The following is a 23,640-nucleotide window of genomic DNA, read 5'->3' on the forward strand; positions in this document are numbered from 1 at the left end:
ACAACGGAAAACACCGTCGTGCCGCCGCTTCGAATTTTTCTAGTGTCGCCAATGCTCTTCTTCTTGGCTAACGCCTCTGTTTGGGGGTTTTGGTCATGGCTTTGACTCTTGCCGTAAGTGAACCAGCGACCCAGCCAATTGGTCCACAAGAGGCCAGAGAAGAAGGCGGTAGCAGCCTTTTGGCCCAGAAATGACTATGCCCGGTCCATCTCAAAACAGGCTTAGTTGGTCCCCGGCCTGCGGCGGGATCGAGAACAGATCGCAGCGCAGAGCGTCGGATTTGATTGCCAGCCCAAGGCGCTTGCAGGTTTTCGTAAAACGCTGCGCAATGACCTGCGCATACTCCCCCTCGCCCCGCATTCTGTGACCCCAACGGGGATCGTAATCCCGCCCCCCGTGCATATCGCGCAGGCGGGACATCACCTTACCCGCGCGCGCGGGTTCATGCTGGGCCAGCCATTCTTGCCATAGTCCCGAGACCTCTCTGGGTAGGCGCAGCATGATCCAGCTTGCGGTATCTGCACCGGCGTCCCGGCCTGCCTCCAGCAACTGTTCCAATTCGTGATCGGTCAGCCCCGGAACCAGCGGAGATGTCATCACGCGCACCGGCACGCCGGCTTGGGTCAATCTGCGGATCATCTGCAACCGTCGGTTTGGTGACGGGGCCCGAGGTTCCATCCGACGCGACAAATCCGCATCCAGCGTGGTCAGCGATATGCCGACCCGCGCCAGTCCCAACTCGGCCATTGGGGCCAGAATATCCAGATCCCGCTCGATCAGCGCGCCCTTGGTGACAATGGCAACCGGGTGGTTGAAGTCCTGCAATACCTGCAAGCATTCCCTTGTTATCAAACGGGTTTTCTCTATGGGCTGGTAGGGGTCCGTGTTGGTCCCCAAAGCGATGGTCGCCACGCGGTAGGACCGCGACGACAGTTCTTTACGCAGAACATCCGCAGCGTTCGGACGGGCAACCAAACGCGTTTCAAAGTCCAGTCCTGCGGACAGACCCAAATATGCGTGGCTGGGTCTGGCGAAACAGTACACGCAACCATGTTCGCACCCGCGATACGGGTTAATCGATCGATCAAAGGGCAAATCCGGAGAGCGGTTATAGGTGATCACACTCCGCGCGACCTCATCCCGAACCTCGGTACGCAGGGGGGGCAGGTCTTCGTCTGCCGACCAGCCATCATCGGTTGCGACAGTGGCATAGCGCTCAAACCGACCAGCGTCGTTTGATGCGGTTCCCCGCCCCCGGATGGTGAAATGATCGGTCATTTGTTCACTTTTTGTTCCTATTTGCAAAGTAACCAAAGACCGCCGCTACGGCAAGTGCCACGTGGCCTTCCGGCCAAAAAACAGAATCCAGGGGATTTCGCCTAACGACCTGAACCATATGCAGAATGATCTTGCGAAGAATTCAGTCGCAGGTTGCGAATTTCTATCCTATAGGTCGGTCCCGAAACCACTGAGGTCGTAATCGTCACAGTCAAACTGCGACGTTTTAGCCAAAACGGAACAAATGCCACCATGGACCTGTGGTCCAAACAGCTCAGGGAATCGCCCCATGTCTGATGAAGAAGACATCATCCTGTCCGAACTGAACGACGACGAACTTGTCGAACAGATGTTCGACGACCTTTACGATGGCCTGAAGGAAGAAATCGAAGAAGGTGTGAACATCCTGCTGGAACGCGGATGGATGCCTTATGACGTTCTGACCAAAGCACTGGTCGGTGGCATGACCATCGTCGGCCATGACTTCCGCGACGGTATCCTGTTCGTGCCCGAGGTTCTGCTGGCCGCCAACGCCATGAAAGGCGGCATGGCTATCCTCAAGCCTCTGCTGGCGCAAACCGGCGCCCCGCGCGTAGGCAAGATGGTGATCGGAACCGTGAAGGGCGACATCCACGACATCGGCAAGAACCTTGTCTCGATGATGATGGAAGGCGCGGGTTTCGAGGTTGTCGATCTGGGCATCAACAACCCGGTCGAGAACTACCTGGAAGCGCTGGAAAACGAACAGCCCGACATTCTGGGCATGTCCGCCCTGCTGACCACCACCATGCCTTACATGAAGGTCGTGATTGACACGATGGTCGAGCAAGGCGTGCGCGACGACTACATCGTTCTGGTCGGCGGCGCACCTTTGAACGAGGAATTCGGCAAGGCCATCGGTGCTGACGCCTATTGCCGGGACGCCGCCGTTGCGGTGGAGACAGCGAAAGAGTTCGTGTCGCGCAAGCACAACCAACTGGCTGGCTGACCCGTCAGACATACCTGATTGAAAGGCCGCCCTCACCGGGGGCGGCTTTTTTGTTGGATTGTCATAAGCGAAGCGGTCAGGAACCAAGGCGTCGGCGACCTGACACAGGATGTCGGTGCAAGGCTTGCCCTAATCCGTCATTCGTCCTTTTCTGAACACAGCGCCGCAGAAAGCACAGCCATGCCGAACGACACCCTGCCCGACGATACAAGCCTGACCAATCAGGGATACTCCACCGATACGTCCGGAAGCATCCTGTTGATCGCCTGCGGAGCCTTGGCGCGCGAGATCCTGGATCTGAAAAAACGCAATGGCTGGGATCACATGGCGCTCACCTGTCTGCCGGCGATTCTGCACATTCATCCTGAACGGATCACGCAGGCGGTCGAGGACGCCGTGGCCAAACACCGCGATCATTACGACCAGATCTTTGTGGTCTACGCCGATTGCGGCACCGGTGGACTGCTGCAACAAGCCTGCGAGCGTCTGGGGGTTGAGATGGTCAAAGGCCCCCATTGCTATTCGTTTTTCGAAGGCAATCAGACCTTCGCCGACCACGGCGACGATGAAACGACGGCTTTCTATCTGACGGATTTTCTGGCCCGGCAGTTCGATGCCTTTGTATGGAAGCCACTAGGGTTGGACCGTCACCCGGAACTGCGGGACATGTATTTCGGCAATTACACAAAGCTCGTCTATCAGGCCCAGACCGATGACCCTGCCCTGACCGAACGCGCCCGCGCCTGTGCCGACAAGATGGGTCTGGAATTTGAACGCCGCCTCACCGGATACGGCGATCTTGAGGTCACGCTGAAAGACTGGGCCAAGCGACCGGGTTAGGGTCAGGCGTTCTCTTGCGCGACGTCGCGGATACGTTCGATCATGGCACGCAAGCCGTTTGAACGCTGCGCTGACAGGTGGTCGTTCAGCCCAAGCCGCGCCAATTCACCGCCTGCGTCCACCTTGGGAACCTCGGCCACGGGCAAACCGTTATACAGCGACCGAAGAACTGCAATCAGCCCGCGCACGATCAACGCGTCGCTATCGCCGTCAAACCGGAACACGCCGTTTTCGATCATTGGGTGCAGCCACACCTGACTGGCGCAGCCGTTCACCTTGGTCGCCGGAACCTTGAGTGCATCGTCAAGCGGGTCCATCGCCTTGCCCCGCTCGATCACATGGCGGTACCGGTCTTCCCAATCCTCCAGAAACTCAAAATCCTCGACGATGTCTTCAAAGGCGGGCGTTGCCATTGTGCGGCGGTCCTTCCGTTGCATTCACAATTGTGACCTAAGGCGGCGATGCACGGCTGTCCAGCCCCTGCCGTGGCTTTTCAAGGGGCGGAAATTGCGCTAACCCATTGACTGAAATACAGCCAAAGAACCGTGGGTCCATGCAGAAATCATTGTCTATCCTTGTCGTCGCCGCACTGACCCTGACCGCCTGTAACAGTTGGCGCGAGTCGCGGGTGAACCCGTCGAACTGGTTTGGCTCCAGCACCCCGGCCCCGGTCGAGACAGCTCCGGCAAATGACGCCGATGCGTTGATTCCCGAACAACGCGGCGGTCGCGGTCTGTTTGCGCGCCCTGAAGAGGTCGATACCAGCGTTCCTATCGCCAAGATCGATGAATTGCGGATCGATGCCATACCGTCAGGCGCAATCGTATACGCCTCGGGTACTGCAATCCGTCAGGGCGCATATGAGGCGCGGCTTGTACCTGTGGAATCAGAAGAAAACCGGAAGAACGGCGTTTTGGAATTTGTGTTTCGCGTGAACTACCCGACCTATCAGACCGCTCAAGGGTCTGAGAGGACGCGCATGGTGTCCGACGCGATCAATGTCACCAAGCAAGACCTAGAGGGCATCCGCGTGGTCCGGGTGGTCGGACAGCAAAACGCTCTGGAATCGCGGCGGCGTTAAGGGCGTTTACAGTGAAACGACCTTGACGGCCTGACCTTTGGCGGCCAGTGCAATCTTGCCCTCGCACAGCTTCAAAGCATCCTCGCCGAACACTTCGAACCGCCAGCCTGACATGGCAGGCAATTCGCGCTCGCCCGCTGCGATCTGATCCAGTTCGGAACTGGTCGCGATCAGCTTGGCGGCCACGCCCGAACTTTCGGTTTTCGATTTCAGCAGCACGCGCAGCAAATCCGCCAGCGCCGGGTTGACCTTCAGCTTGTCGCGCGAGGTATCGACCTTGGGCATCTGGTCCGGCGGGCAGTTCACGCCACGCTTCACGGCAGTCAGAATACCATCGGCAATCGCACCCTTACGCGCCTCGCGCAGCAACAGGCGCGATCCGCCCAGTTCCGACGGGTTTTTGGGTTTGGTCGAGGCAAGCTCGATCAGCGCATCATCCTTGAACACCCGGTTGCGTGGTACGTTGTTTTCCTGCGCGTACGCTTCACGGAATTGTGCCAGTTCCCGCACGACGGCGAGGAACTTGGCCGAGTTGGTGCGGGTTTTCACCCGTTTCCACGCATCCTCGGGTCGGATGTCATAGGTTCCCGGCTGCGTCAGCGTGCGCAATTCCTCGGATACCCAATGGCTGCGCTTGGTCTTTTGAAGCTCGGCCGCAAGATGTTCGTAAATCCGGCGCAGATGGGTTACATCGGCCAGGGCGTAGGTCTTTTGCGCATCCGTCAACGGGCGCTTGGACCAGTCGGTGAACCGGGATGTCTTGTCCACGCCCTGCTTGCAAATCTTGCGCACCAGTGTCTCATAGCCGACCTGCTCACCAAAACCGCAGACCATCGCGGCGACCTGGGTGTCGAACAGAGGGGTCGGGAATACATTGGCCTCGACCCAGAAGATCTCAAGATCCTGCCGGGCCGCGTGGAACACCTTGACCACATCTTCGTTTTTGAACAACTCGAGCAGAGGCTCCAGCGACAGGCCATCCGCCAGCGGGTCGACCAGAACGGCGCTGTCCTCATCCTCGGACGGGACGGCCAGCTGCACCAGGCACAGTTTCGAATAATAGGTCCGCTCGCGCAGAAACTCGGTGTCTACCGTGACATAGGGGTATCCGGCAGCAGCCGAGCAGAATTCGGCCAGCTCTTGCGTCGTCGTCAGGGTTTTCATGCGCCGTACTATTCTTGCTCTTGTTCTTTGTGTGACTGCCCGTTTTTCCGCGTCCCGAGCGATACAGGCGACCATAAGACGATTTTTACGCGCGTGTAAATCACCCAAGGGCGATCAGGGCAGCATAAGAACGGACCTGTTGCCTTCTGCGTAACGGCGCAGCACCGCCGGGTAGAGTTGATGCTCCCACACCAGAACCTTTGCGGCCAGATCCTCGGGCGTATCCTCGGGCGAAATCTTTACCCGCGCCTGACCCAAAATCGGACCATCATCCAGCGCCGCCGTCACCTCGTGCACGGTGCAGCCATGTTCTGAGTCACCCGCCTCAATGGCCCGTGCATGGGTATGAAGGCCCTTGTACTTGGGCAACAGAGACGGGTGGATGTTCAGCATCCGGCCCTGAAAGCGCGAGACGAAATCGCCGGTCAGAACCCGCATGAACCCGGCCAGACAGACGATATCCGGCTGTGCCTCTTCCAGCGGTTTCAGCAGCTCAGCCTCAAACGCGGCGCGGTCGCCTTTGAACGGGCGATGATCGACGGCTGCGGTCGCGATCCCGCGATCCCGGGCCTTGACCAGACCGCCTGCCTGCGCGTCATTCGACAGAACCAGACAGGGCCGCGCGGGGTGATCGCCGGCCATGCTGTCGACCAGCGACACCATGTTCGACCCGCCCCCGGAAATCAGGATGGCGACGCGCTTGTGGCTCACAGCAGCTTGCCTGAATAGGCCACACCCGCAGTGTCTGTGACCGTGCCGATGCGCGAGACAGTCTCGCCTGCGTCGGTCAGCAGCGCCGACAGCGCATCTGCCTGATCGGCGTCACAGACAACGATCATGCCGATACCACAGTTGAAGGTCTTCAGCATCTCGGCCTCGGCAATCCCGCCAGTTTCAGCCATCCAGCCAAAGACCGGCGGCAACTCCCACGCATCCAAATCGATCTGCGCGCCCAGTCCTTCGGGCAGAACACGCGGCAGGTTCTCGGTCAGGCCACCACCGGTGATATGCGCCAGCGCATGCACGCCCCCTGCCCGGATCGCCGCCAGCGCGGGCTTTACATACAGCCGCGTCGGCGTCAGCAGCGCCTCACCCAACGAGCCGCCGCCAAAGGGCGAGTCAGCGTCCCAGCCCAACCCCGAAATCTCAACCAGCTTGCGCACCAGAGAATAACCGTTGGAATGCACCCCGTTCGAGGCCAGCCCCAGCAGCACATCGCCCGCCTGCACCCCATCCGGCAGGTCCGCCCCGCGCTCCATCGCGCCGACCGAGAAGCCGGCCAGATCAAAATCGCCATCGGGGTACATACCCGGCATCTCCGCCGTCTCACCACCGATCAGGGCACAGCCCGATTGGGCGCATCCTTCGGCAATGCCCTCAATGATCCGCGCAGCGGTATCGGTGTCCAGCTTGCCGGTGGCGAAATAATCGAGGAAGAACAAGGGCTCAGCGCCCTGACAGATCAGATCGTTGACACACATGGCCACCAGATCAATGCCCACGCCATCCACGACGCCGGTATCGATCGCGATCCGCAGCTTGGTGCCGACACCATCGGTCGCCCCGACCAGTATGGGGTCTTCATACCCGGCCGCCTTGAGGTCAAACAGGGCTCCGAACCCGCCCAGCCCGCTCATCACGCCGGGGCGGTTGGTCCGCTTGGCGGCGGGCTTGATCCGGTCGACCAGAGCGTTGCCTGCATCAATGTCAACGCCTGCATCGGCATAGGTGATTCCGTTCTTGCCCGCTGTCATGGTAGGTCCCTTACGAATGCTTTGCGGGCGGGTTAGTCGATTGTGCGCATCTATGCAACGGTCAGGCTTGACGCGGGCGTTCACCGTGGTACTCAAAGCCTCAGGCGGGCCTGTAGCTCAATTGGTTAGAGCAGAGCGCTCATAACGCTTTGGTTGCGGGTTCAAGTCCTGCCGGGCCTACCAGAAAACCGGGTTTTCTTACGGAATCAGGTCTTAGATTCCTCGTTCCGCATTCGAATTGATCCGACACGGCGTTGCCCAAATGTCTGCCGCATCTACCGCCCAATGATAATATCGGCGCACAATCCGCCCAGTCGCTCGCTTTTGCCCAACCTTAGCACTCCGCCATGCGCGCGGGCGACGTCGGCGACGATGGCAAGGCCAAGGCCGACGCCGCTGCCTTGGTTCTGGTTGCGCGCAGGATCAAGGCGGGTGAAAGGCTTGACCGCTTCGGTCCGCATCTCCGAAGGGATGCCCGGGCCGTCATCTTCGACCCGGATGCGCAGGGTTTTTGGCGTGACCGACAGGCTTATGTCAGCGCGATTGCCATAGCGGACGGCGTTCCCGATCAGGTTTTCGACCGCGCGTCGAATGGCCATGGGGCGCAGCATGACGGTGCCCTGCCCGTCAACGTCAACCAGTTCAGCCTGATAACCGGCCCGTTTGGCATCCTCGACGATCTGGCGCACAAGCGCCTTGGGCTCGACCTCTTCCGGAGAACCTTCGGCAGCGCCGCGGGAAAAATCCAGAAAAGCATCCAGCAAAGACTGCATCTCGGTGACGTCTTGCTGCAGCGGCGCGGCCTCATCCTCGGGCAGCATCGACAAGCCAAGCTTCAGGCGGGTCAAGGGGGTCCGCAGGTCGTGGCTGACGCCGGACAGCATAAGCGTCCGCTGCTCCATCTGGCGTTCAATGCGGGCGCGCATGTCCAGAAAAGCGTTTCCGGCTGCACGTACTTCAATCGCCCCGCCCGGGTTGTAAGGTACAACGCGCCCGCGTCCGAACGCCTGTGCTGCATCAGCCAGCCGCGTAATCGGCCGCAACTGGTTGCGCATGTAAAGAAATGAGATCGACGTCATGACAATCGCAAAGAACAGCATGGTCACGATCAACTGGTGCGGTGCCGTCGGGGCCAGCCGCCTGCGGTCGAACACAAGTTCGAGCGTCCCCAGATGCGTATCCAGATATAGCCGGGCGTCCGGGCCGTTGGGCAGCGCCACGGCATCCAGATCCGGCAAAAGGGCGTGCAGATTGGCCTCGACCTGCGGCGCAATGAAATCATACCAACGCCGCGTTCCGATATTCGGCTCTTCATTGATGCCAAGGAATCGCGCGCTGATTTCAAGCGCAACCAGATCTGGACGCACGGCAGCGATGGCCTGTTGCTGTGTCTCGACATCACTCATCGCGCTTGTGATCAGATCAACTTCGCGCGCGGCGGTACGGACCATTTGCGCGGTCACGTCCTCAAGATGCCGTTGCAGGAACGCATTCCCGACCACCAGCAACAGGACGATCACCGGCACAACCAGAATCAACGCCGCCCGGGCGTAAAGACTGTGTGGCAGATAGGGTTTGAGCCATTGCGAAGACATGCGCTAAACCTAGCGGGCTGCCCGGGTAAGAGGAAGAGGACAGAATGCAGGCCCCAGACGATTTCAACCCGCCCGCCGGGATTGCCACGCAGTTGCAACCGGGGGTGCGGCGCATTCTGGCCCCCAACCCTTCGCCCATGACCTATCGGGGCACCAATACCTATCTGCTGGGGCAGCGGGATATCGCAATCATTGATCCCGGCCCTTTGTCGGACGCGCATCTAAATGCGATTCTGGAGGCTTTGGAACCGGGCCAGAAGATCAGTCATATCTTTGTGACGCACAGCCATCTGGATCACTCACCGCTGGCGGCACCACTGGCTGCACGCACCGGAGCGCAGATCTACGCCTTTGGGGGGCCCGAGGCCGGGCGCAGCGCGGTCATGTCCCAACTGGCCCAAAACGGTCTGGCCGGAGGCGGTGAAGGCATCGATACGCAGTTTCGCCCGGACATCGAAGTCGCCGATGGAGAGGTGATTGAGGGAGAGGATTGGCAGCTTGAGGTGATCCACACGCCGGGACATCTGGGCAACCACATCGCATTGGCCTGGGGCCAGACCTGTTTCACCGCAGATCACGTGATGGGCTGGGCCAGTTCGCTGGTGTCACCACCTGACGGAGACCTGACCGATTTCATGACCGCCTGTTACCGGCTTCAGGAACGCGAATGGGCGGTCTTCCACGCCGGGCACGGAGCGCCCATCACCGACCCGTCCGGGCGGTTGGAGTGGCTGATTCAGCACCGCCTTGGACGCGAGGCGCAAATCCTGTCGGCGCTGGAAGACCGCCCCGGCACGGCCCGAGACTTGGCCGAGCGTATTTACACAGAAACTCCCAAATCCCTTCTGCCCGCAGCGGAACGCAATGTGTTTGCCCATCTGGTTGATCTGGTTGGAAAATCCAAGGCAACCCATAGCGGCGCCTTGTCCGCAGACGCCGTTTTTGCCCGGCAGGATTGAGCCCGAAAAAATTTTACGAAACGCACGCTTCCCCACTGGACGAGGAAAATCCGGGTTGTTATACGCGCCCTCAGTTCCGGCGTAGCTCAGCGGTAGAGCAGTTGACTGTTAATCAATTGGTCGTAGGTTCGATCCCTACCGCCGGAGCCAAAATCTTCCCCCTCAAAATCATGCTTCTATTGGGCGCAATCACCAATGAATTGCGGCCAGAGTTGCCCTGTCAAAAAAACTTGCCTGTACCCTCTGGACGACGCGAAATCTGGTTGTTATACGGCGCGGACCGTTCCGGCGTAGCTCAGCGGTAGAGCAGTTGACTGTTAATCAATTGGTCGTAGGTTCGATCCCTACCGCCGGAGCCATTCACCCTCACACGCGCAAGATCATCCCGCCAGGGCGTCCTTGTAATCCGCGCGCAGGTTGCGTTTCAGCACTTTGCCGGTTGCATTCAGTGGCAAAGCATCAACGAAAACAACCTTGTCCGGGATTTGCCATTTGGCGATTTTACCTTCGAAGAAGGCCAGCAGTTCCTGTTCGCTTGGGTCCTGCCCTTCGGCTTTCACAGCCACCAACAAGGGGCGTTCGTCCCATTTCGGGTGCGGTACACCCACAACGGCAGCGGTGGCGAGCTTTGGATGGGCAACGGCGATGTTTTCCAGTTCCACCGAACTGATCCATTCGCCACCGGACTTGATGATGTCCTTTGACCGGTCCCGAATCGTCATGTAGCCGTCCGGGTCCAGTGTCGCCACGTCGCCGGTGGCGAACCAGCCATCCTGCAACAACTTCTGATCCTGCATCTGGAAATAGCTGTCCAGAACCCAGTGGCCGCGCACCATCAGATCGCCTTGGGTTTCGCCGTCATGGGGCAGATCATTGCCATCGTCATCAACGATTTTCAGTTCCACCCCGAACGGCGGACGGCCCTGATTCTCGCGCAGTTTGCGCTGTTCTTCGATGGGCAGGTCCAGATGCTTGGCAAGCGGCGTATTGGTTGTGCCCAGCGGGCTCATCTCGCTCATCCCCCAGGCGTGGATCGTGTCAACGCCATAGGTGTCGCGGAACGTGTCGATCATCGATGGCGGGCACGCAGCGCCGCCAATCACGGTGCGTTGCAGACTGGTCAGCTGGCTGCCCGATTGCGCCGCATGGGCCAGCAATCCCTGCCAGATCGTGGGAACCCCCATGGCCAGCGTCACGCCGTAGGTGTCGATGAGGTTAACCAGCGCCTCGCCATGCAAATCCGGGCCGGGCAACGCCATTCTGGACCCCGACATCGCGCAGGCATAGGGCGAGCCCCAGGCATTCACATGGAACATCGGCACAACCGGCATCACCACATCGCGGGCCGAAAACCCAATGCAATCGCGGGTATTTGACCCAAAACTGTGCAGCACCGTCGAGCGATGAGAATACAGAACACCCTTGGGGTTTCCGGTGGTGCCCGAGGTATAACACAGGCTCGACGCCGTGTTTTCGTCGAAACTGGGCCAGGCGTAATCCGCATCACCAGTCTCGATCAGTTCATCATAGAACGCCAACCCATCGATCTGGGACAGCGCCTCGTCACTGCGAGGACCCATCAGGACAAAGTGCCGAACCTCGGTCAGTGCGGATTTCAGGGCTGCGACCAGAGGGATAAAGGTCGCGTCGAAGAACAGAACCCGGTCCTGCGCGTGGTTGATGATATAGGTCAGTTGCTCGGGGAACAGACGCGGATTGACCGTGTGGCACACATATCCCGCACCCGAAGTGCCGTAGTAGATCTCAAGATGTCGCCGGTTGTTCCAGGCCAACGTGCCGATCCTGTCCTGAGGTTCTAATCCCAACTTGGTCAGCGCGGATGCCAGTTTGCGCGCATTGCCGGCGACCTCGGCCCAGTTCGTGTGCGTCACGGTGCCATCGGTTTCGACCGAGTAGATCTCGGTCTGCCCGTGATAACGTTCGGCGTGATCAATCAGCGACGAGATCAGCAAAGGCTGCGTCATCATCTGTCCCAGCATGGACATCCTCCCCATTTTCGGCGCGGCCATGTGCGGCCATCGCCTTGTCCTCGACACCTGGGGGTGTGGCCCCGCGCGTCAATTCAGACTTATCCTCAGGGGGAACCCTGCCAAGCATTTAATTGTCTGACAATTAAAAAATGCAACCCGCCCGCAGGGCAAACTGCATTAAATGGCGCTAATCGCGGTGCCGTAGAGCATATGCGACCAATGCCGCGGTCGATCCATCCTTACCCGCCGCGCTTTCATCACCGTCCACGATGGGACCCAGCGAGGTGGCGAGTTCCTTGCCCAATTCCACGCCCCATTGATCGAACGAATTGATGCCCAGCAGCACGCCTTCGACAAACACACGATGTTCATAAAGGGCAATGATCTGGCCCAGCACAAACGGAGTCAGCTTGGGATAGATCAGCGTGGTCGAGGGGCGGTTTCCGGGGAACACGCGGTGGCGGGCCTGACGGTCCTGTTCGGCGCCTTCAAAGCCTTTTTCGGCCATCCGGGCGCGGGCCTCGTCCAGTGACCGGCCACGCATCAGCGCCTCGGACTGGGCCAGACAATTTGCCAGCAACAGGCGGTGATGATGGGCCAGTTCCGGCTCGTGCCCTTCGGCGGCGACCATGAACTCGCAAGGGATGACGTCGGTGCCCTGGTGGATCAGTTGATAAAAGGCGTGCTGGCCGTTTGTGCCGGGTTCGCCCCAGACAACCGGGCCAGAGGGAACGGTCAGGTCCGATCCATCCATCGCTACCGATTTGCCATTCGATTCCATCTCAAGCTGTTGGAAATAGGCGGGAAGGCGCAGCAAACGCTGGTCATAGGGCAGAACCGCGCGGCTGGCATGGCCCAACACCTGACGGTGCCAGATGCCGACAATTGCCAGCAGGACCGGCATGTTCTCACCCCATTCGGCCGAGCGGAAATGCAGGTCCATCGCCTGCCCGCCCCGCAGAAACGCATCAAACGCGTTCGACCCCACGGCGATCATCACCGGCAGACCCACCGGTCCCCAGACCGAGTAGCGCCCACCGACCCAATCGGCAAAGCCAAAGACTCGTTCTGCCGGGATGCCAAATTCCTGTGTCTTGTCCAACGCGCTGGAGACCGCTGCGAATTGCTTGGTCGGGTCACCGCCGCCGTCGCTCATCCACGCCCGTGCGGTGCGGGCGTTGGTCATGGTCTCGATCGTCGTGAAGGTCTTTGAGGCGACGATGATCAGCGTTCGCATCGGGTCCAGCTGTCGCAGCGTATCCGCAATATGCGCCCCGTCTACGTTCGAGACATAGTGAACGCGCGGGCCGTCGTGATACGGCGACAGCGCATGGGTCGCCATCACCGGGCCAAGGTCCGAGCCGCCGATGCCGATATTCACCACATCCGTAAAACTGCCCCCCACGCCCGAGATCGCACCACCGCGCACCTCTTCGGCAAAGACCCGCATCCGGTGCAGAGTATCCAGCACGTCAGGCATGACGTCCTGCCCATCGACCTGCACCGCCCCCCCATCCAGATTGCGCAGCGCCGTATGCAGCACCGCGCGCCCTTCGGTTTCATTGATCTTTTGACCCGAGAACATCGCCTCGCGCCGCGCGGCCAGGTCGGCTTCGTCACACAGGCGGATCAGCCCTGCGCGCACCTCCGCGTCGATCAGGGTTTTTGAATAGTCAAACACCATGTCACCGGTTGAGGCGGAAAAGCCCTGCGCCCGGTTCGGGTCAGCGTCGAACAAATCCAGAATACGCCCAGCCTTGCCTGCCAGCGATTTCAGGTGATCCAGTTTCATAACAGTCACTCCGCCCAATGTACGGTCATGCCACTCAGAACAGCGGCGATCGGCGCATCCTCGGGGGGCAAAGACATGGCGCGTTCCAGCGCATCGCGTTTGGCCGCGCCAAAGATAATTAGGTGTTTGGACAGTGCCCCGTCCAGAACCGGCGCGGTTAGCGTGATGCGCGGTTCCGGCTGAACCTCGGTCCGGGCCACGGCAAGCGTTGGCGCGTGGCTGTCCAGCGCAGCGGCCAGCCCCTCCATTCCCGGAAACAGCGAGGCCGTGTGCATGTCTTCGCCCATACCCAGAACCAAAACCGAAAGCGGCAGAACCGGCGCGATCAGGGACTCGATTTCCGGCAGAGCAGCCTCTGGCTCGGCCCCCGGAACATAAAGCGGGATGTACTGCGCGACCGAGGCGCGGTTGGTCAGCAGCCGCTCGCGGATCAGACGCTCGTTCGAACGGTCGCTATCAGCGGGCACGCAACGCTCATCGGTGGCCATGACGCGCACGCGATCCCATGCCAGATCGGCGGCACAAAGCACGTCGAACACCGGACCCGGCGTGGTGCCACCGGGCACTGCCAGTGCAACCGTTTCATTGTGCAGCAGCGCCGCCTCAAGCTCTCCGGCCAAGGCGTTCGCGACGTCTATAGCCAGCATATCGCGGTCGGCATAGTCCTGAATTTTCATGGCTTTATTCCTTGCCAGAGGCGACCGTCTCGTTTCATCAGCAGCTCGGCGTCGCCGGGGCCTGTGCTGCCGCTGTCATAAGGTTTGGGCACATCGCCGCGCGCCTGCCAACCGGCGATGATCGGGTCGGTCCAGGCCCATGCGGCCTCGACCTCGTCGCCGCGCATGAACAGGGTCTGATTGCCCCGGATCACGTCCATCACCAATCGCTCGTATGCATCGGGCGGATCCTGATTTTCGGGCCCCAGCGCTTCGGCGAAACTCATGTCCAAGGGCACGTCGATCAGACGCATTCCACCCGGTCCCGGTTCCTTGATCGTCACCTTCAGCGTGATGCCTTCGTTCGGCTGCAGCCGGATGGACAGCGCATTCGCGTGCCGCCCCGCAGCCTCACCAAAGATCGAATGCGGCGCGTCCTTGAACTGCACATTGATGACCGAGGACCGCGCGACCAGCCGCTTGCCGGTACGCAGATAAAACGGCGTTCCCGCCCACCGCCAGTTGCTGACATGAGCTTTCAGGGCCACATAGCTTTCAGTGGTCGAGCGTGGGTGGCCCACGACCTCACGATAGCCCGGCCCGTCCGGACCGGCCGCGAACTGACCCCGGACGATGTGATGCGGTTCGACCGGATCAAGCGCGCGGATCACTTTCAGCTTTTCATCCCGCACGGCGTCGGGATCAAACTTGGCTGGCGGCTCCATCGCGATCAGGCAGAGCAGCTGCATCAGGTGGTTCTGCACCATATCCCGCATGGCACCGGCGCGCTCATAATACTCCTCGCGCCCATCCACGCCGACAGTTTCCGCGACGGTGATCTGGATGTGATCGACATACTGGCTGTTCCACAACGGCTCGAACAGCATGTTGCCAAAGCGCACGGCCATCAGGTTCTGGACCGTCTCTTTACCCAGATAGTGATCGATCCGGTAAATCTGCCCCTCGTCAAAATGCGCCGCCAACGTGGCGTTGAGCGTTCGCGCGCTTTCCAGATCATGACCAAAGGGTTTTTCGACCACAATCCGGGTCTGCGCCGTGACCAAGCCATGCGATCTGATCTGTTCCGCTAACGGACCAAACAGGCGCGGCCCGACCGAGAAATAAAAGGCCCGAACACGATCATCCGTCAGTCTGGTCGACAGATCGCCCCACCCGTCCGCCGACATCGCATCCAGCGCAACATAATCGACGCGCTGCAAAAATCCGCGCAATGCATCCGAATCTGCCGCCCGTCTGGGCGCGTTCAGCCTTAGCGAACCGGCCACCATTTCGCGAAACCCATCCGGGGTCAGGTCGCTGCGGGCTGCGCCGATGATTCTGGCATCACCGGGCCATTGCCCGGCGCAAAACCTGCGAAACAAAGCAGGCAGAATCTTGCGCTGCGCCAGATCGCCGGTGCCGCCGAAAATGACCAGATCAAATGGGTCAACAGGTATGACGCGAGAAACCATGGCCCGTCCTTACCCTGCCCCTGTCGGCATGTCCAATGTTAGCGCAATCACATCGAGGTCTTTTGAGATTTCTTCTCATTCATCAAAACTCTGTCAGAACAGCCCCAAGCCCTTACCAACAGGACAATAAACAGCTAAGTCAGTCAAACCACTTCAAAGAACCGGATGCGGGAATGAAAGACAATGCCCCCCAGCTTGCCAATATCGGCAAGTTTCAAGACAGATTGGTGACGGCAGACGGGCAGACCCGCGCCTCGGTTGCGCTGACAAATCCGCAAACCTTGTGGTTCAATACCGGCACCTTGTGCAATATCGAATGTGTAAACTGCTACATCGAAAGCAGCCCCACAAATGATGCGCTGGTCTATATCGCTGCGGCTGAAGTGACCGACTATCTGGACCAGATCGAACAGCGCAACTGGCCCATCCGCGAAATCGGCTTCACGGGCGGCGAGCCGTTCATGAACCCCGAGATGATCGAGATGACTCGCGCCGCACTGGAACGCGGGTACGAGGTTTTGATCCTGACCAACGCCATGCTGCCGATGATGCGCCGCAAAATGCGCGAAGGGTTGCTGAACTTGCAGCGCGATTACAACGACAAGCTGACCCTGCGCATCTCCGTCGATCACTACCGCCCCGAACTGCATGATGAGGAACGCGGCAAGGGAAGTTTCGCCAAGACCGTGACGGGGATGGAGTGGCTACGCGACAACGGCTTCAACATGGCTGTTGCTGGGCGCACCGTCTGGGGCGACAGCGACGCGGATAGCCGCGCCGGATACGCTGCGTTTTTCGAAAAACACGGCTTTGACATCGACGCCACGAACCCCGGCCAGACCGTGCTGTTCCCGGAAATGGACGAAACCGTCGAAGTCCCAGAAATCACGACCGCCTGCTGGGGTATCCTGAACAAATCCCCCGACGCCGTGATGTGCGCCAGCGCGCGCATGGTCGTCAAACGCAAAGGCGCCGAACGCCCTGCTGTGCTGGCCTGCACCCTTCTGCCTTACGCCCCCGAGTTCGAAATGGGCACAACCCTGGCCGAGGCTGAGGCGGATGTGTATCTGAACCACCCCCATTGCGCCAAATTCTGCGTTCTGGGCGGGGCCAGTTGCTCGGGCTGATCCGACAAAAACAAAAAGTAATGTAAGTCACTGAGCCTTTGCGCCCTTTTTCTGTATAGAAGGAAAAGGGTCATTTGCTGTTGGGCTGTTGTGATGTTCAGATTTCTTGTTTTTGCTTTTGCACTTTGCGCCGCGCCGCTTTGCGCGCAAGAAAGGTTGGCCTTGGTTATCGGCAATGACCAATACCAATCTGTCACCGACCTTCAGAAAGCTGTGGCCGATGCCCGCGCTGTCTCTGACAAGTTGCAGGGTGCAGGTTTTGAGACCATCGAGGGGCTGAACCTCGACCGGCGCGGCATGAACCAGAGGATCTCCGAATTCACCTCTCGCTTGGATCCGGGCGATACGGCGTTTGTGTTCTTTGCCGGGCATGGGGTGGAAATTGACGGCGAAAACTACCTGCTGCCCACAGATATCGTCGCGCCCCTGTCGGGTGAGACCGATTTCGTGAAATCCGAATCCATCGCCCTTTCGGATCTGCTGGACCGCGTACGCTCAACCGGTGCGCGCACCTCGATCGCCATCATCGACGCCTGCCGCGACAACCCGTTTGAAACCGTCGCCGGGCGCAGTGTCGGACGGACGCGTGGGCTGGGCCGCATCAACGCACCCGAAGGCATGTTCGTGATCTTTTCAGCCGGGGCCGGACAGATGGCGCTGGACCGGCTGAGCGATAATGAACCAGCCGAGAATTCAGTCTTCACCCGTGCCTTGTTGCCACGCCTATCGCAGCCGGGTCTGGAATTGCGCAGCATGGTGGCCGACCTGCGGCGCGAAGTGCGGGACTTGTCCAGCAGCGTTCAGCACACCCAAATTCCGGCCTATTACGATGAATTGCTTGGGGAATTCTATTTCACCCCCGCCGTAAGCACCGCACAGCCACAAAGCCCATCGGCGCGCCCAAGCGACGACATGCGCGCCGATCTTGAGCTTGCGCGCTCGCTTGGAACGGTGACTGCGCTGGACAGTTTCCTTGAGAAATATGCTGATCAGTCCGAGACTTATGCCTACGAGGTCGCCCTGCAACTGCGCGACGGGTTGGTCTCGGCCGATACATCAGCGGATGTTGAGCGCACCTCTGCCCCGCCCGCGCCTACGGTTTCAGACTCGCAAGAGGTCATGCGCGCAACACAGGCCGCATTGAATGCGCTGGGATGCAGTGCTGGTGGCGCGGATGGAGTTGCAGGCCCTCGGACCCGTCAGGCCTTTGCCCGGTATCGGTCGGCCAGTGGCTCAAATCTGGGTGCTGATGATCTGGGAACCAGCCATGCGTTGGAAGAGTTGCAAGGCAAATCCGGCACCATCTGCAAAGCCACGGCACCCGCCCCAAAACCTGCCGATACCGGCTTGTCCATGGCCGGGACGTGGCAATTCAAGGCAACCTGCGCTTTGGTTGTCAAAGTGACAGGCACGACGCGCTACACACATGCGGGCGGCAATAAATATACCGGGCGCCTGACCGACTCACTGGGTCAAACCGCCAATACGGTGATATTCGTGAACGAGGGTCAGATCAGCGGGACGGACTATTTCCCCGGTATCACCGTCAAATGGCGCGGGCGTCTGGCCGAAGATGGCAACAGCTTTACCGCCTCAGGCTCGACCGGCTGTTCCGTATACGCCTGGCGTGCGGGATAAGCCGTTAATTCACGCGAAACTCACCCACCATGTTGCGCCATTCGCCAGGCGCGATCATCTTGCGATGGGTGAACTTGACCGAGTGCAGCGGACCTTCGATCTCACGCTGCCAAAAATCGATGAATTCAAACAGTTTCGGGTGATCCGGGGCCAGATCGTATTCCTGCCAGATAAACGTGTTCAGGACGTGGATATAGTCGGGCATGTGATAGAAAAACTCTGCCGTCGTCAGCCCGTATCCCTTTAGCATCAATTCCGTTTCGCTCTGCTCCATTCAGACCTCCAATTCCGTGCAAGGTCTCTTCAAAGTAACACCGAAACTGCCTAATACTTGGATAACAAGATGTTACTTGAGTGTTACTTCGGAATTTCCGGGCAAGATTCGTTGCTTGCTTGCACCTTATGTGCCGGGTCTGATAGGATGTAACCACAAAATATAGAGTCTGCACTAAGGACGAGCAGTTTACGTGAGCGATACGCCAGAAATCCCTGAAAACATGGACGAAACCCCGCCCGAGCGCCCAGTGTATGACGGCCCGACGGTCTCTATCGAATCCGAGATGCGCACGTCCTACTTGGACTATGCCATGTCGGTCATCGTTTCCCGCGCGATCCCCGATCTGCGCGACGGGCTGAAACCGGTGCATCGGCGGATTTTGTACGCCATGCACGAAACCGGGAACACCCATGACAAGGCGTATCGCAAATCGGCCCGTCCGGTTGGCGACGTGATGGGTAAATACCACCCGCACGGGGACTCAGCTATCTATGACGCGCTGGTGCGGATGGCGCAGGATTTCTCGATGTCTTTGCCGCTGCTGGATGGTCAGGGCAACTTTGGCTCGATGGACGGCGATAACCCGGCGGCGATGCGTTATACCGAAGTTCGGATGGACAAGCCCGCCGCCTCGCTGCTGGCCGATATCGAAAAAGACACGGTCGATTTTCAGGACAACTATGACGGCAAGGACCGCGAACCAACCGTCCTGCCCGCCCGTTTCCCCAACATGCTGGTCAATGGTGCCGGTGGTATCGCCGTGGGTATGGCAACCAACATCCCGCCGCATAACCTGGGCGAGGTGGTCGATGCCACGCTGGCGCTGATCGACGATCCGGACCTGACATCCGAGCAACTGATCGAATACGTCCCCGGCCCCGATTTTCCGACTGGCGGCGTGATGCTGGGCCGGTCCGGTGCCCGCAAGGCATATCTTGAGGGGCGCGGCAGCGTCATCATCCGCGCCAAGACCCGCACCGAGGAAATCCGCAAGGATCGCTATGCCATCATCGTGGACGAAATCCCCTATCAGGTGAACAAGGCCGCGATGATCGAAAAGATCGCCGAGGCCGTGCGCGAGAAGCGGATCGAAGGCGTGGCCCACGTTCAGGACGAATCCGACCGCAACGGCGTGCGCGTCGTGGTCGAGCTGAAGCGCGATGCAACACCAGAGGTGGTGCTGAACCAGCTTTACCGCTTTTCACCAATGCAGACCTCGTTCGGCTGCAACATGCTGGCCCTGAACGGTGGCCGCCCCGAGCAACTGACCCTGCGCCGGTTCCTGACCTCGTTCATCGACTTCCGCGAGGATGTTGTCGCCCGCCGCACCGCCTACGACCTGCGCAAGGCGCGGGAACGCAGCCATATCCTGTGTGGTCTGGCTGTGGCTGTGTCAAACGTGGATGAAGTGGTCGCCACCATCCGCTCGTCGGCTGATGCCGCCGAGGCGCGCGAAAAACTGATGACCCGCCGTTGGCCAGCCTCCGAGATCGAAGGCTATCTGCGCCTGATCGACGATCCTCTGTCCAAGATGAACGACGACGGCACCTATAACCTGACCGAAGTTCAGGCCCGCGCCATCCTCGACCTGCGCCTGCAGCGCCTGACCCAACTGGGCGTCAAAGAGGTCACGGACGAGCTGGAAGAACTGGCCGCCAAGATCAAGGAATACCTGGATATTCTGTCCTCGCGCGAGCGCATTATGTCGATCATCGGTGATGAGCTGCGCAGTGTGCGTGAGCAATTCGCCGTACCCCGCCGCACCGAGATTGTCGACTGGTCCGGCGATATGGAAGATGAGGACCTGATCGAGCGTGAGGATATGGTCGTCACCGTCACCTCGGGCGGTTACATCAAGCGCACGCCGCTGGCCGATTTCCGCGCGCAAAAGCGTGGCGGCAAGGGCCTGTCGGGGATGCAGACCAAGGAAGAGGATGTGGTCACCAACCTCTTCGTGGCGAACACCCATACGCAGCTGCTGTTCTTCACCACCGAAGGCATGGTCTACAAGCTCAAGACCTGGCGTCTGCCGCAGTCCAGCCGGACAGGTAAGGGCAAGGCGATCGTCAACATCCTGCCGATCCCGACCGGGGTTTCCATCGCGGCGATCATGCCGGTGGATGTGCCGGATGAGGAATGGGAAAACCTGCAAATCGTCTTTGCCACCAGCGCCGGAGACGTACGCCGCAACCGTCTGTCGGACTTCACCAATGTCCGCCGCAACGGCAAGATCGCGATGAAACTGCCAGAGGATGTGGAACTGGTAAACGCGCGCATCTGTTCGGAAGATGAAGACGTGATGCTGGTCACCAATTCGGGCCGCGCGATCCGCTTCCGCACCACCGATGTGCGGGTCTTCAACTCGCGCGAATCTACCGGTGTGCGTGGTATCAAGCTGACCAATGGTGACCGCGTGGTCTCGATGTCCGTAATCCGCCATTTCGAGGCTGACCCGGATGAACGCGCCGCTTACCTCAAGATGCGCCGCGCCGTGGCGGGTATCGCGGACGATGGCGAGACCGATGAGGACGAAGCAGCCCCCGGCGTGATCACGCAGGAACGCTACGCCGAGATGTCGGCGGCCGAGAACCTGATCCTGACCATCACCACCGGCGGCGCAGGCAAGCTGAGCTCCAGCCACGACTACCCGGTGCGTGGACGTGGCGGCATGGGCGTGGCGGCGATGGACAAGGCTATGCGCGGCGGCGAACTGGTGGCGTCCTTCCCGGTCGAAATCGACGATCAGATCATGCTGGCGACCTCCAAGGGCCAATCGATCCGGGTTCCGGTCGATGGCATTTCCTTCCGCTCGCGCAGCGCGGGTGGCGTGCGGGTATTCAACACCGGCAAGGGGGAAGAGGTTGTCTCGGTCGCCTGGATTGCAGACCAAGGGGATGAGGAAACCGAGGAGTAACCCTCACATTTTCCAACACTTATGAAACAAAGCGCCCGTTCTTGCGGGCGTTTTGCCGTTCTGGATCACGTTATCGGCAAGCGCCCGTTTGGCGCGCTTGCCCGAGGCCAATCTGAGGCCTAGCTTTCTTAACATGTGGTCCTTTGCCCATATCCGCCCCGCCTACAGCCGCGCCGAGCGCGTAAGCGATGGTGTGATCCATGTGCTTGGCGTGTCGTCCGCCCTGATCGCCGTGCCGATGCTGATCATCCTGACGATCTACTACCGATCGGACCCAGTGGCCGTTCTGGGCGCGTCGATCTATGGCGTGACGCTGGTTTTGATGCTGACCTTCTCAGCGCTTTACAACATGATCGAACACGACGATTGGAGCGCGTTCCTGCGCCGCCTCGACCATTCGGGTGTTTACGTCAAAATCGCTGGCACCTACACGCCGTTCCTGCTGTTGTCGGGTACGCAACCAACGGGGCTGCTGATCGGGCTTTGGTTTTCGGCAACCCTGGGATCGGCGCTGAAGATGTTCGACCCGAACCGATTCCGCTGGTTCGGATTGGCGCTTTATTTGCTCATGGGCTGGGCCGCCGTCTGGGCCGGTCAATCGATGCTGGCCGAACTATCGCCCACAGTCATCACCCTGATGATCGCCGGAGGGCTGGTCTACACCGCGGGCGTCGCATTCTACCTGCTGGATTGGTTGCCGTTCCACAACACGATCTGGCATGTGTTTGTTCTGGTCGGCAGCGTCCTGTTCTTTGCCGCCGTTGCCGCGCGGATCGAATTGGTTCAGGTGGTTTAGCTTCCACCCGTGCCCGACCGTTGAGCCCTCAGCAAATCCTCGACAGCCCATAACCGATCCTGCCCCCAAATCGCCTGACCGGCTACGTAGAAACTGGGAACGCCCCACAGACCAATCTCTTGCAGTCTGCTTTGGTTTTTCTCAACCCGGTCGCGCCATGTTTGAGTGGCCAGAGCCTGACGCGCGGCCCCCCAATCAAGACCACTGGCGCCCGCAATTCGCGCCATACCCTTGTCGGAGGCTGCGTCCACTCCCTCGGACCAGACCAGACGCATGAAGGTCGAGCAGTAGGTCGCCAACCGATCATGATCCTCGGCGTAGTCAAACAAGGCGTACCCGCGTTCGACGCCAGACCCCAAAGGATCACAAATTCGACCAAACGGAATCTTCATTCTGCGCGCTTCCCGCGCACAATCGCCAAGGATGTAGCCGGACTTGAGCTTGGGTACCGGCAGCCCCCGCATCAGCATCGGCAGAACGGGGCGCAGGATCAGGCGAGCGTTATAGCGGTTGGCAAGATCAACAACGCGGTCAAAAGCCAGATAGGAATATGGGCTGCGGAATGAGAAAAAGAACTCCAGCTCCATACTGCCCTGAACGTTCGGCGGCTGCGCATTTTCTTTCAAGGGCTCTACCGAAGCATCTCCCTGACGTAGCTTTAGCTGCGCAAGCCGGTCCTCCAGATAGTGCAGCCGATCAACGCCCCAATACCATTCGCCGCCATAGTAAAACGTTCCACCCAAGTAATGTCCCATCGCGGCGAGTTTTTGGTCGCCGACCTCCATCGCCTGCCCGGGATCCACGCCACCGTCGTCGGGCATAGTCTCCCTGCCCCAAACGCCTGCGGTGATAGCACGCAGGCGTTCTGCGGCGTCAGGTTTTCCTAAAGCATCTGCAAGAAGCCGCTTTGCGGTTTCCACCTTCTTTGCCGCCGGTTCCTGCGGCGCATCCAGCCCGATCCGGCGGGCCAGACGCCCTGCATCCATCAGGGCGTTTTGCCTATGTTCCATGGGCGCGGGGATCGCATCCGAATGTGGGCCAGAGATCAAATGAATGCACAGTTTAACGCGATAGCGCTCCTGAAATTCGGGCAGGATCTGCGCGGTCAGATAGCAATAGGGATCGGCGACATCATGAAAATAATGCACCTCATGCTCTGCACCGCGCAGCTTGCGTCGAAGCTCTGCCACGCCTCTGCGCGCCGATTGCAGATTGCCGCTGGTTATGGCGGCAGCCAAGTGGGATTTAATCTGTGTTTTCATGCAGAACCGGCGATCAAAGTGGCTTGGACATGTCCAGTTTACGCACCACAGCGCCA

Annotated in this window: 20 protein-coding genes and 3 tRNA genes; 11 read left to right on the forward strand and 12 right to left on the reverse strand. The window is 59.7% G+C overall.

Going from position 1 to position 23,640, the window contains the following annotated elements:
- Positions 1-210 precede the first annotated feature (210 nt).
- Positions 211-1,278, reverse strand: a complete 1,068-nt coding sequence (locus tag ACR0KJ_RS04555; RefSeq protein WP_480626053.1) for a PA0069 family radical SAM protein — start codon at positions 1,276-1,278, stop codon at positions 211-213.
- A gap of 289 nt (positions 1,279-1,567) precedes the next feature.
- On the opposite strand from ACR0KJ_RS04555, the gene ACR0KJ_RS04560 reads away from it, so the two are divergent.
- Both ACR0KJ_RS04560 and ACR0KJ_RS04565 read left to right on the forward strand, forming a co-directional pair.
- On the forward strand, positions 1,568-2,266 hold the full coding sequence (locus tag ACR0KJ_RS04560; protein WP_170450348.1) for a cobalamin B12-binding domain-containing protein: 699 nt from the start codon (positions 1,568-1,570) through the stop codon (positions 2,264-2,266).
- 180 nt (positions 2,267-2,446) lie between these two features.
- Positions 2,447-3,106, forward strand: a complete 660-nt coding sequence (locus ACR0KJ_RS04565) for a DUF1638 domain-containing protein (RefSeq protein ID WP_480581007.1) — start codon at positions 2,447-2,449, stop codon at positions 3,104-3,106.
- Between the two features lie 2 nt (positions 3,107-3,108).
- Here ACR0KJ_RS04565 and ACR0KJ_RS04570 read toward each other — a convergent pair whose 3' ends face one another.
- The gene (locus tag ACR0KJ_RS04570) at positions 3,109-3,519 is read right to left on the reverse strand and encodes a SufE family protein (RefSeq protein ID WP_480626054.1); all 411 of its coding nucleotides are present in this window, start codon (positions 3,517-3,519) and stop codon (positions 3,109-3,111) included.
- Between the two features lie 140 nt (positions 3,520-3,659).
- Here ACR0KJ_RS04570 and ACR0KJ_RS04575 point away from each other — a divergent pair, with 140 nt between their 5' ends.
- A complete protein-coding gene (locus ACR0KJ_RS04575) occupies positions 3,660-4,187 on the forward strand; it encodes a hypothetical protein (protein ID WP_170518849.1) in 528 nt (175 codons plus the stop codon).
- Between the two features lie 6 nt (positions 4,188-4,193).
- Here ACR0KJ_RS04575 and rnd read toward each other — a convergent pair whose 3' ends face one another.
- From rnd to purM, 3 genes are all read right to left on the reverse strand, one after another.
- Positions 4,194-5,351: a ribonuclease D gene (rnd, locus tag ACR0KJ_RS04580; protein ID WP_170450339.1), complete on the reverse strand. Its 1,158-nt coding sequence runs from the start codon at positions 5,349-5,351 to the stop codon at positions 4,194-4,196.
- A 114-nt stretch (positions 5,352-5,465) separates the two neighbouring features.
- A complete protein-coding gene (gene purN / locus ACR0KJ_RS04585) occupies positions 5,466-6,062 on the reverse strand; it encodes a phosphoribosylglycinamide formyltransferase (protein ID WP_170450337.1) in 597 nt (198 codons plus the stop codon).
- The gene (purM, locus tag ACR0KJ_RS04590; protein ID WP_170450335.1) at positions 6,059-7,105 is read right to left on the reverse strand and encodes a phosphoribosylformylglycinamidine cyclo-ligase; all 1,047 of its coding nucleotides are present in this window, start codon (positions 7,103-7,105) and stop codon (positions 6,059-6,061) included. Before purM ends, purN begins: the two co-directional genes overlap by 4 nt.
- A 106-nt stretch (positions 7,106-7,211) precedes the next feature.
- Here purM and ACR0KJ_RS04595 point away from each other — a divergent pair.
- Positions 7,212-7,288: transfer RNA gene (locus ACR0KJ_RS04595), tRNA-Ile, on the forward strand.
- 92 nt (positions 7,289-7,380) lie between these two features.
- Here ACR0KJ_RS04595 and ACR0KJ_RS04600 read toward each other — a convergent pair.
- Entirely contained in the window at positions 7,381-8,700 is a 1,320-nt protein-coding gene (locus tag ACR0KJ_RS04600; protein ID WP_480626055.1) for an ATP-binding protein, read from the reverse strand.
- Between the two features lie 44 nt (positions 8,701-8,744).
- On the opposite strand from ACR0KJ_RS04600, the gene ACR0KJ_RS04605 reads away from it, so the two are divergent.
- The 3 genes from ACR0KJ_RS04605 (at position 8,745) to ACR0KJ_RS04615 (ending at position 10,018) form a co-directional block, all read left to right on the forward strand.
- Positions 8,745-9,659, forward strand: a complete 915-nt coding sequence (locus tag ACR0KJ_RS04605) for an MBL fold metallo-hydrolase (RefSeq protein WP_170450331.1) — start codon at positions 8,745-8,747, stop codon at positions 9,657-9,659.
- Between the two features lie 75 nt (positions 9,660-9,734).
- A tRNA-Asn gene (locus ACR0KJ_RS04610) sits at positions 9,735-9,809 on the forward strand.
- Positions 9,810-9,943: 134 nt separating this feature from the next.
- A tRNA-Asn gene (locus ACR0KJ_RS04615) sits at positions 9,944-10,018 on the forward strand.
- A gap of 21 nt (positions 10,019-10,039) precedes the next feature.
- Here ACR0KJ_RS04615 and ACR0KJ_RS04620 read toward each other — a convergent pair.
- The 4 genes from ACR0KJ_RS04620 to zwf all read right to left on the reverse strand — a co-directional run bounded on the left by ACR0KJ_RS04620 (position 10,040) and on the right by zwf (position 15,570).
- A complete protein-coding gene (locus tag ACR0KJ_RS04620) occupies positions 10,040-11,659 on the reverse strand; it encodes a long-chain-fatty-acid--CoA ligase (protein WP_480626056.1) in 1,620 nt (539 codons plus the stop codon).
- Between the two features lie 178 nt (positions 11,660-11,837).
- The gene (pgi, locus tag ACR0KJ_RS04625; RefSeq protein WP_480626057.1) at positions 11,838-13,442 is read right to left on the reverse strand and encodes a glucose-6-phosphate isomerase; all 1,605 of its coding nucleotides are present in this window, start codon (positions 13,440-13,442) and stop codon (positions 11,838-11,840) included.
- 5 nt (positions 13,443-13,447) lie between these two features.
- The gene (gene pgl / locus ACR0KJ_RS04630; protein WP_170450325.1) at positions 13,448-14,119 is read right to left on the reverse strand and encodes a 6-phosphogluconolactonase; all 672 of its coding nucleotides are present in this window, start codon (positions 14,117-14,119) and stop codon (positions 13,448-13,450) included.
- Positions 14,116-15,570 carry a glucose-6-phosphate dehydrogenase gene (gene zwf / locus ACR0KJ_RS04635; protein WP_170450323.1) on the reverse strand — a complete coding sequence of 485 codons (1,455 nt, stop codon included), beginning with the start codon at positions 15,568-15,570 and terminating at the stop codon, positions 14,116-14,118. Before zwf ends, pgl begins: the two co-directional genes overlap by 4 nt.
- Before the next feature lie 173 nt (positions 15,571-15,743).
- Here zwf and ACR0KJ_RS04640 point away from each other — a divergent pair, with 173 nt between their 5' ends.
- Positions 15,744-16,697: a radical SAM family protein gene (locus tag ACR0KJ_RS04640; RefSeq protein ID WP_170450321.1), complete on the forward strand. Its 954-nt coding sequence runs from the start codon at positions 15,744-15,746 to the stop codon at positions 16,695-16,697.
- A 93-nt stretch (positions 16,698-16,790) separates the two neighbouring features.
- Entirely contained in the window at positions 16,791-18,335 is a 1,545-nt protein-coding gene (locus tag ACR0KJ_RS04645; protein ID WP_170450319.1) for a caspase family protein, read from the forward strand.
- A gap of 4 nt (positions 18,336-18,339) precedes the next feature.
- Here the strand turns inward: ACR0KJ_RS04645 and ACR0KJ_RS04650 are convergent, their stop codons facing one another.
- A complete protein-coding gene (locus ACR0KJ_RS04650; protein ID WP_170450317.1) occupies positions 18,340-18,609 on the reverse strand; it encodes an usg protein in 270 nt (89 codons plus the stop codon).
- A gap of 223 nt (positions 18,610-18,832) precedes the next feature.
- Here ACR0KJ_RS04650 and gyrA point away from each other — a divergent pair, with 223 nt between their 5' ends.
- Both gyrA and trhA read left to right on the forward strand, forming a co-directional pair.
- Positions 18,833-21,526 carry a DNA gyrase subunit A gene (gene gyrA, locus ACR0KJ_RS04655; RefSeq protein WP_480582209.1) on the forward strand — a complete coding sequence of 898 codons (2,694 nt, stop codon included), beginning with the start codon at positions 18,833-18,835 and terminating at the stop codon, positions 21,524-21,526.
- Between the two features lie 133 nt (positions 21,527-21,659).
- Positions 21,660-22,322 (forward strand): PAQR family membrane homeostasis protein TrhA, encoded by a 663-nt coding sequence (gene trhA / locus ACR0KJ_RS04660; RefSeq protein WP_480626058.1) that lies wholly within the window; start codon positions 21,660-21,662, stop codon positions 22,320-22,322.
- Here trhA and ACR0KJ_RS04665 read toward each other — a convergent pair.
- Complete coding sequence (locus ACR0KJ_RS04665; protein WP_480626059.1) at positions 22,319-23,584, reverse strand: DsbA family protein; 1,266 nt, start codon at positions 23,582-23,584, stop codon at positions 22,319-22,321. The two genes, trhA and ACR0KJ_RS04665, sit on opposite strands and share 4 nt — an antisense overlap.
- Between the last annotated feature and the right edge of the window lie 56 nt (positions 23,585-23,640).

Source organism: Ruegeria sp. AD6 (genome assembly GCF_056542325.1).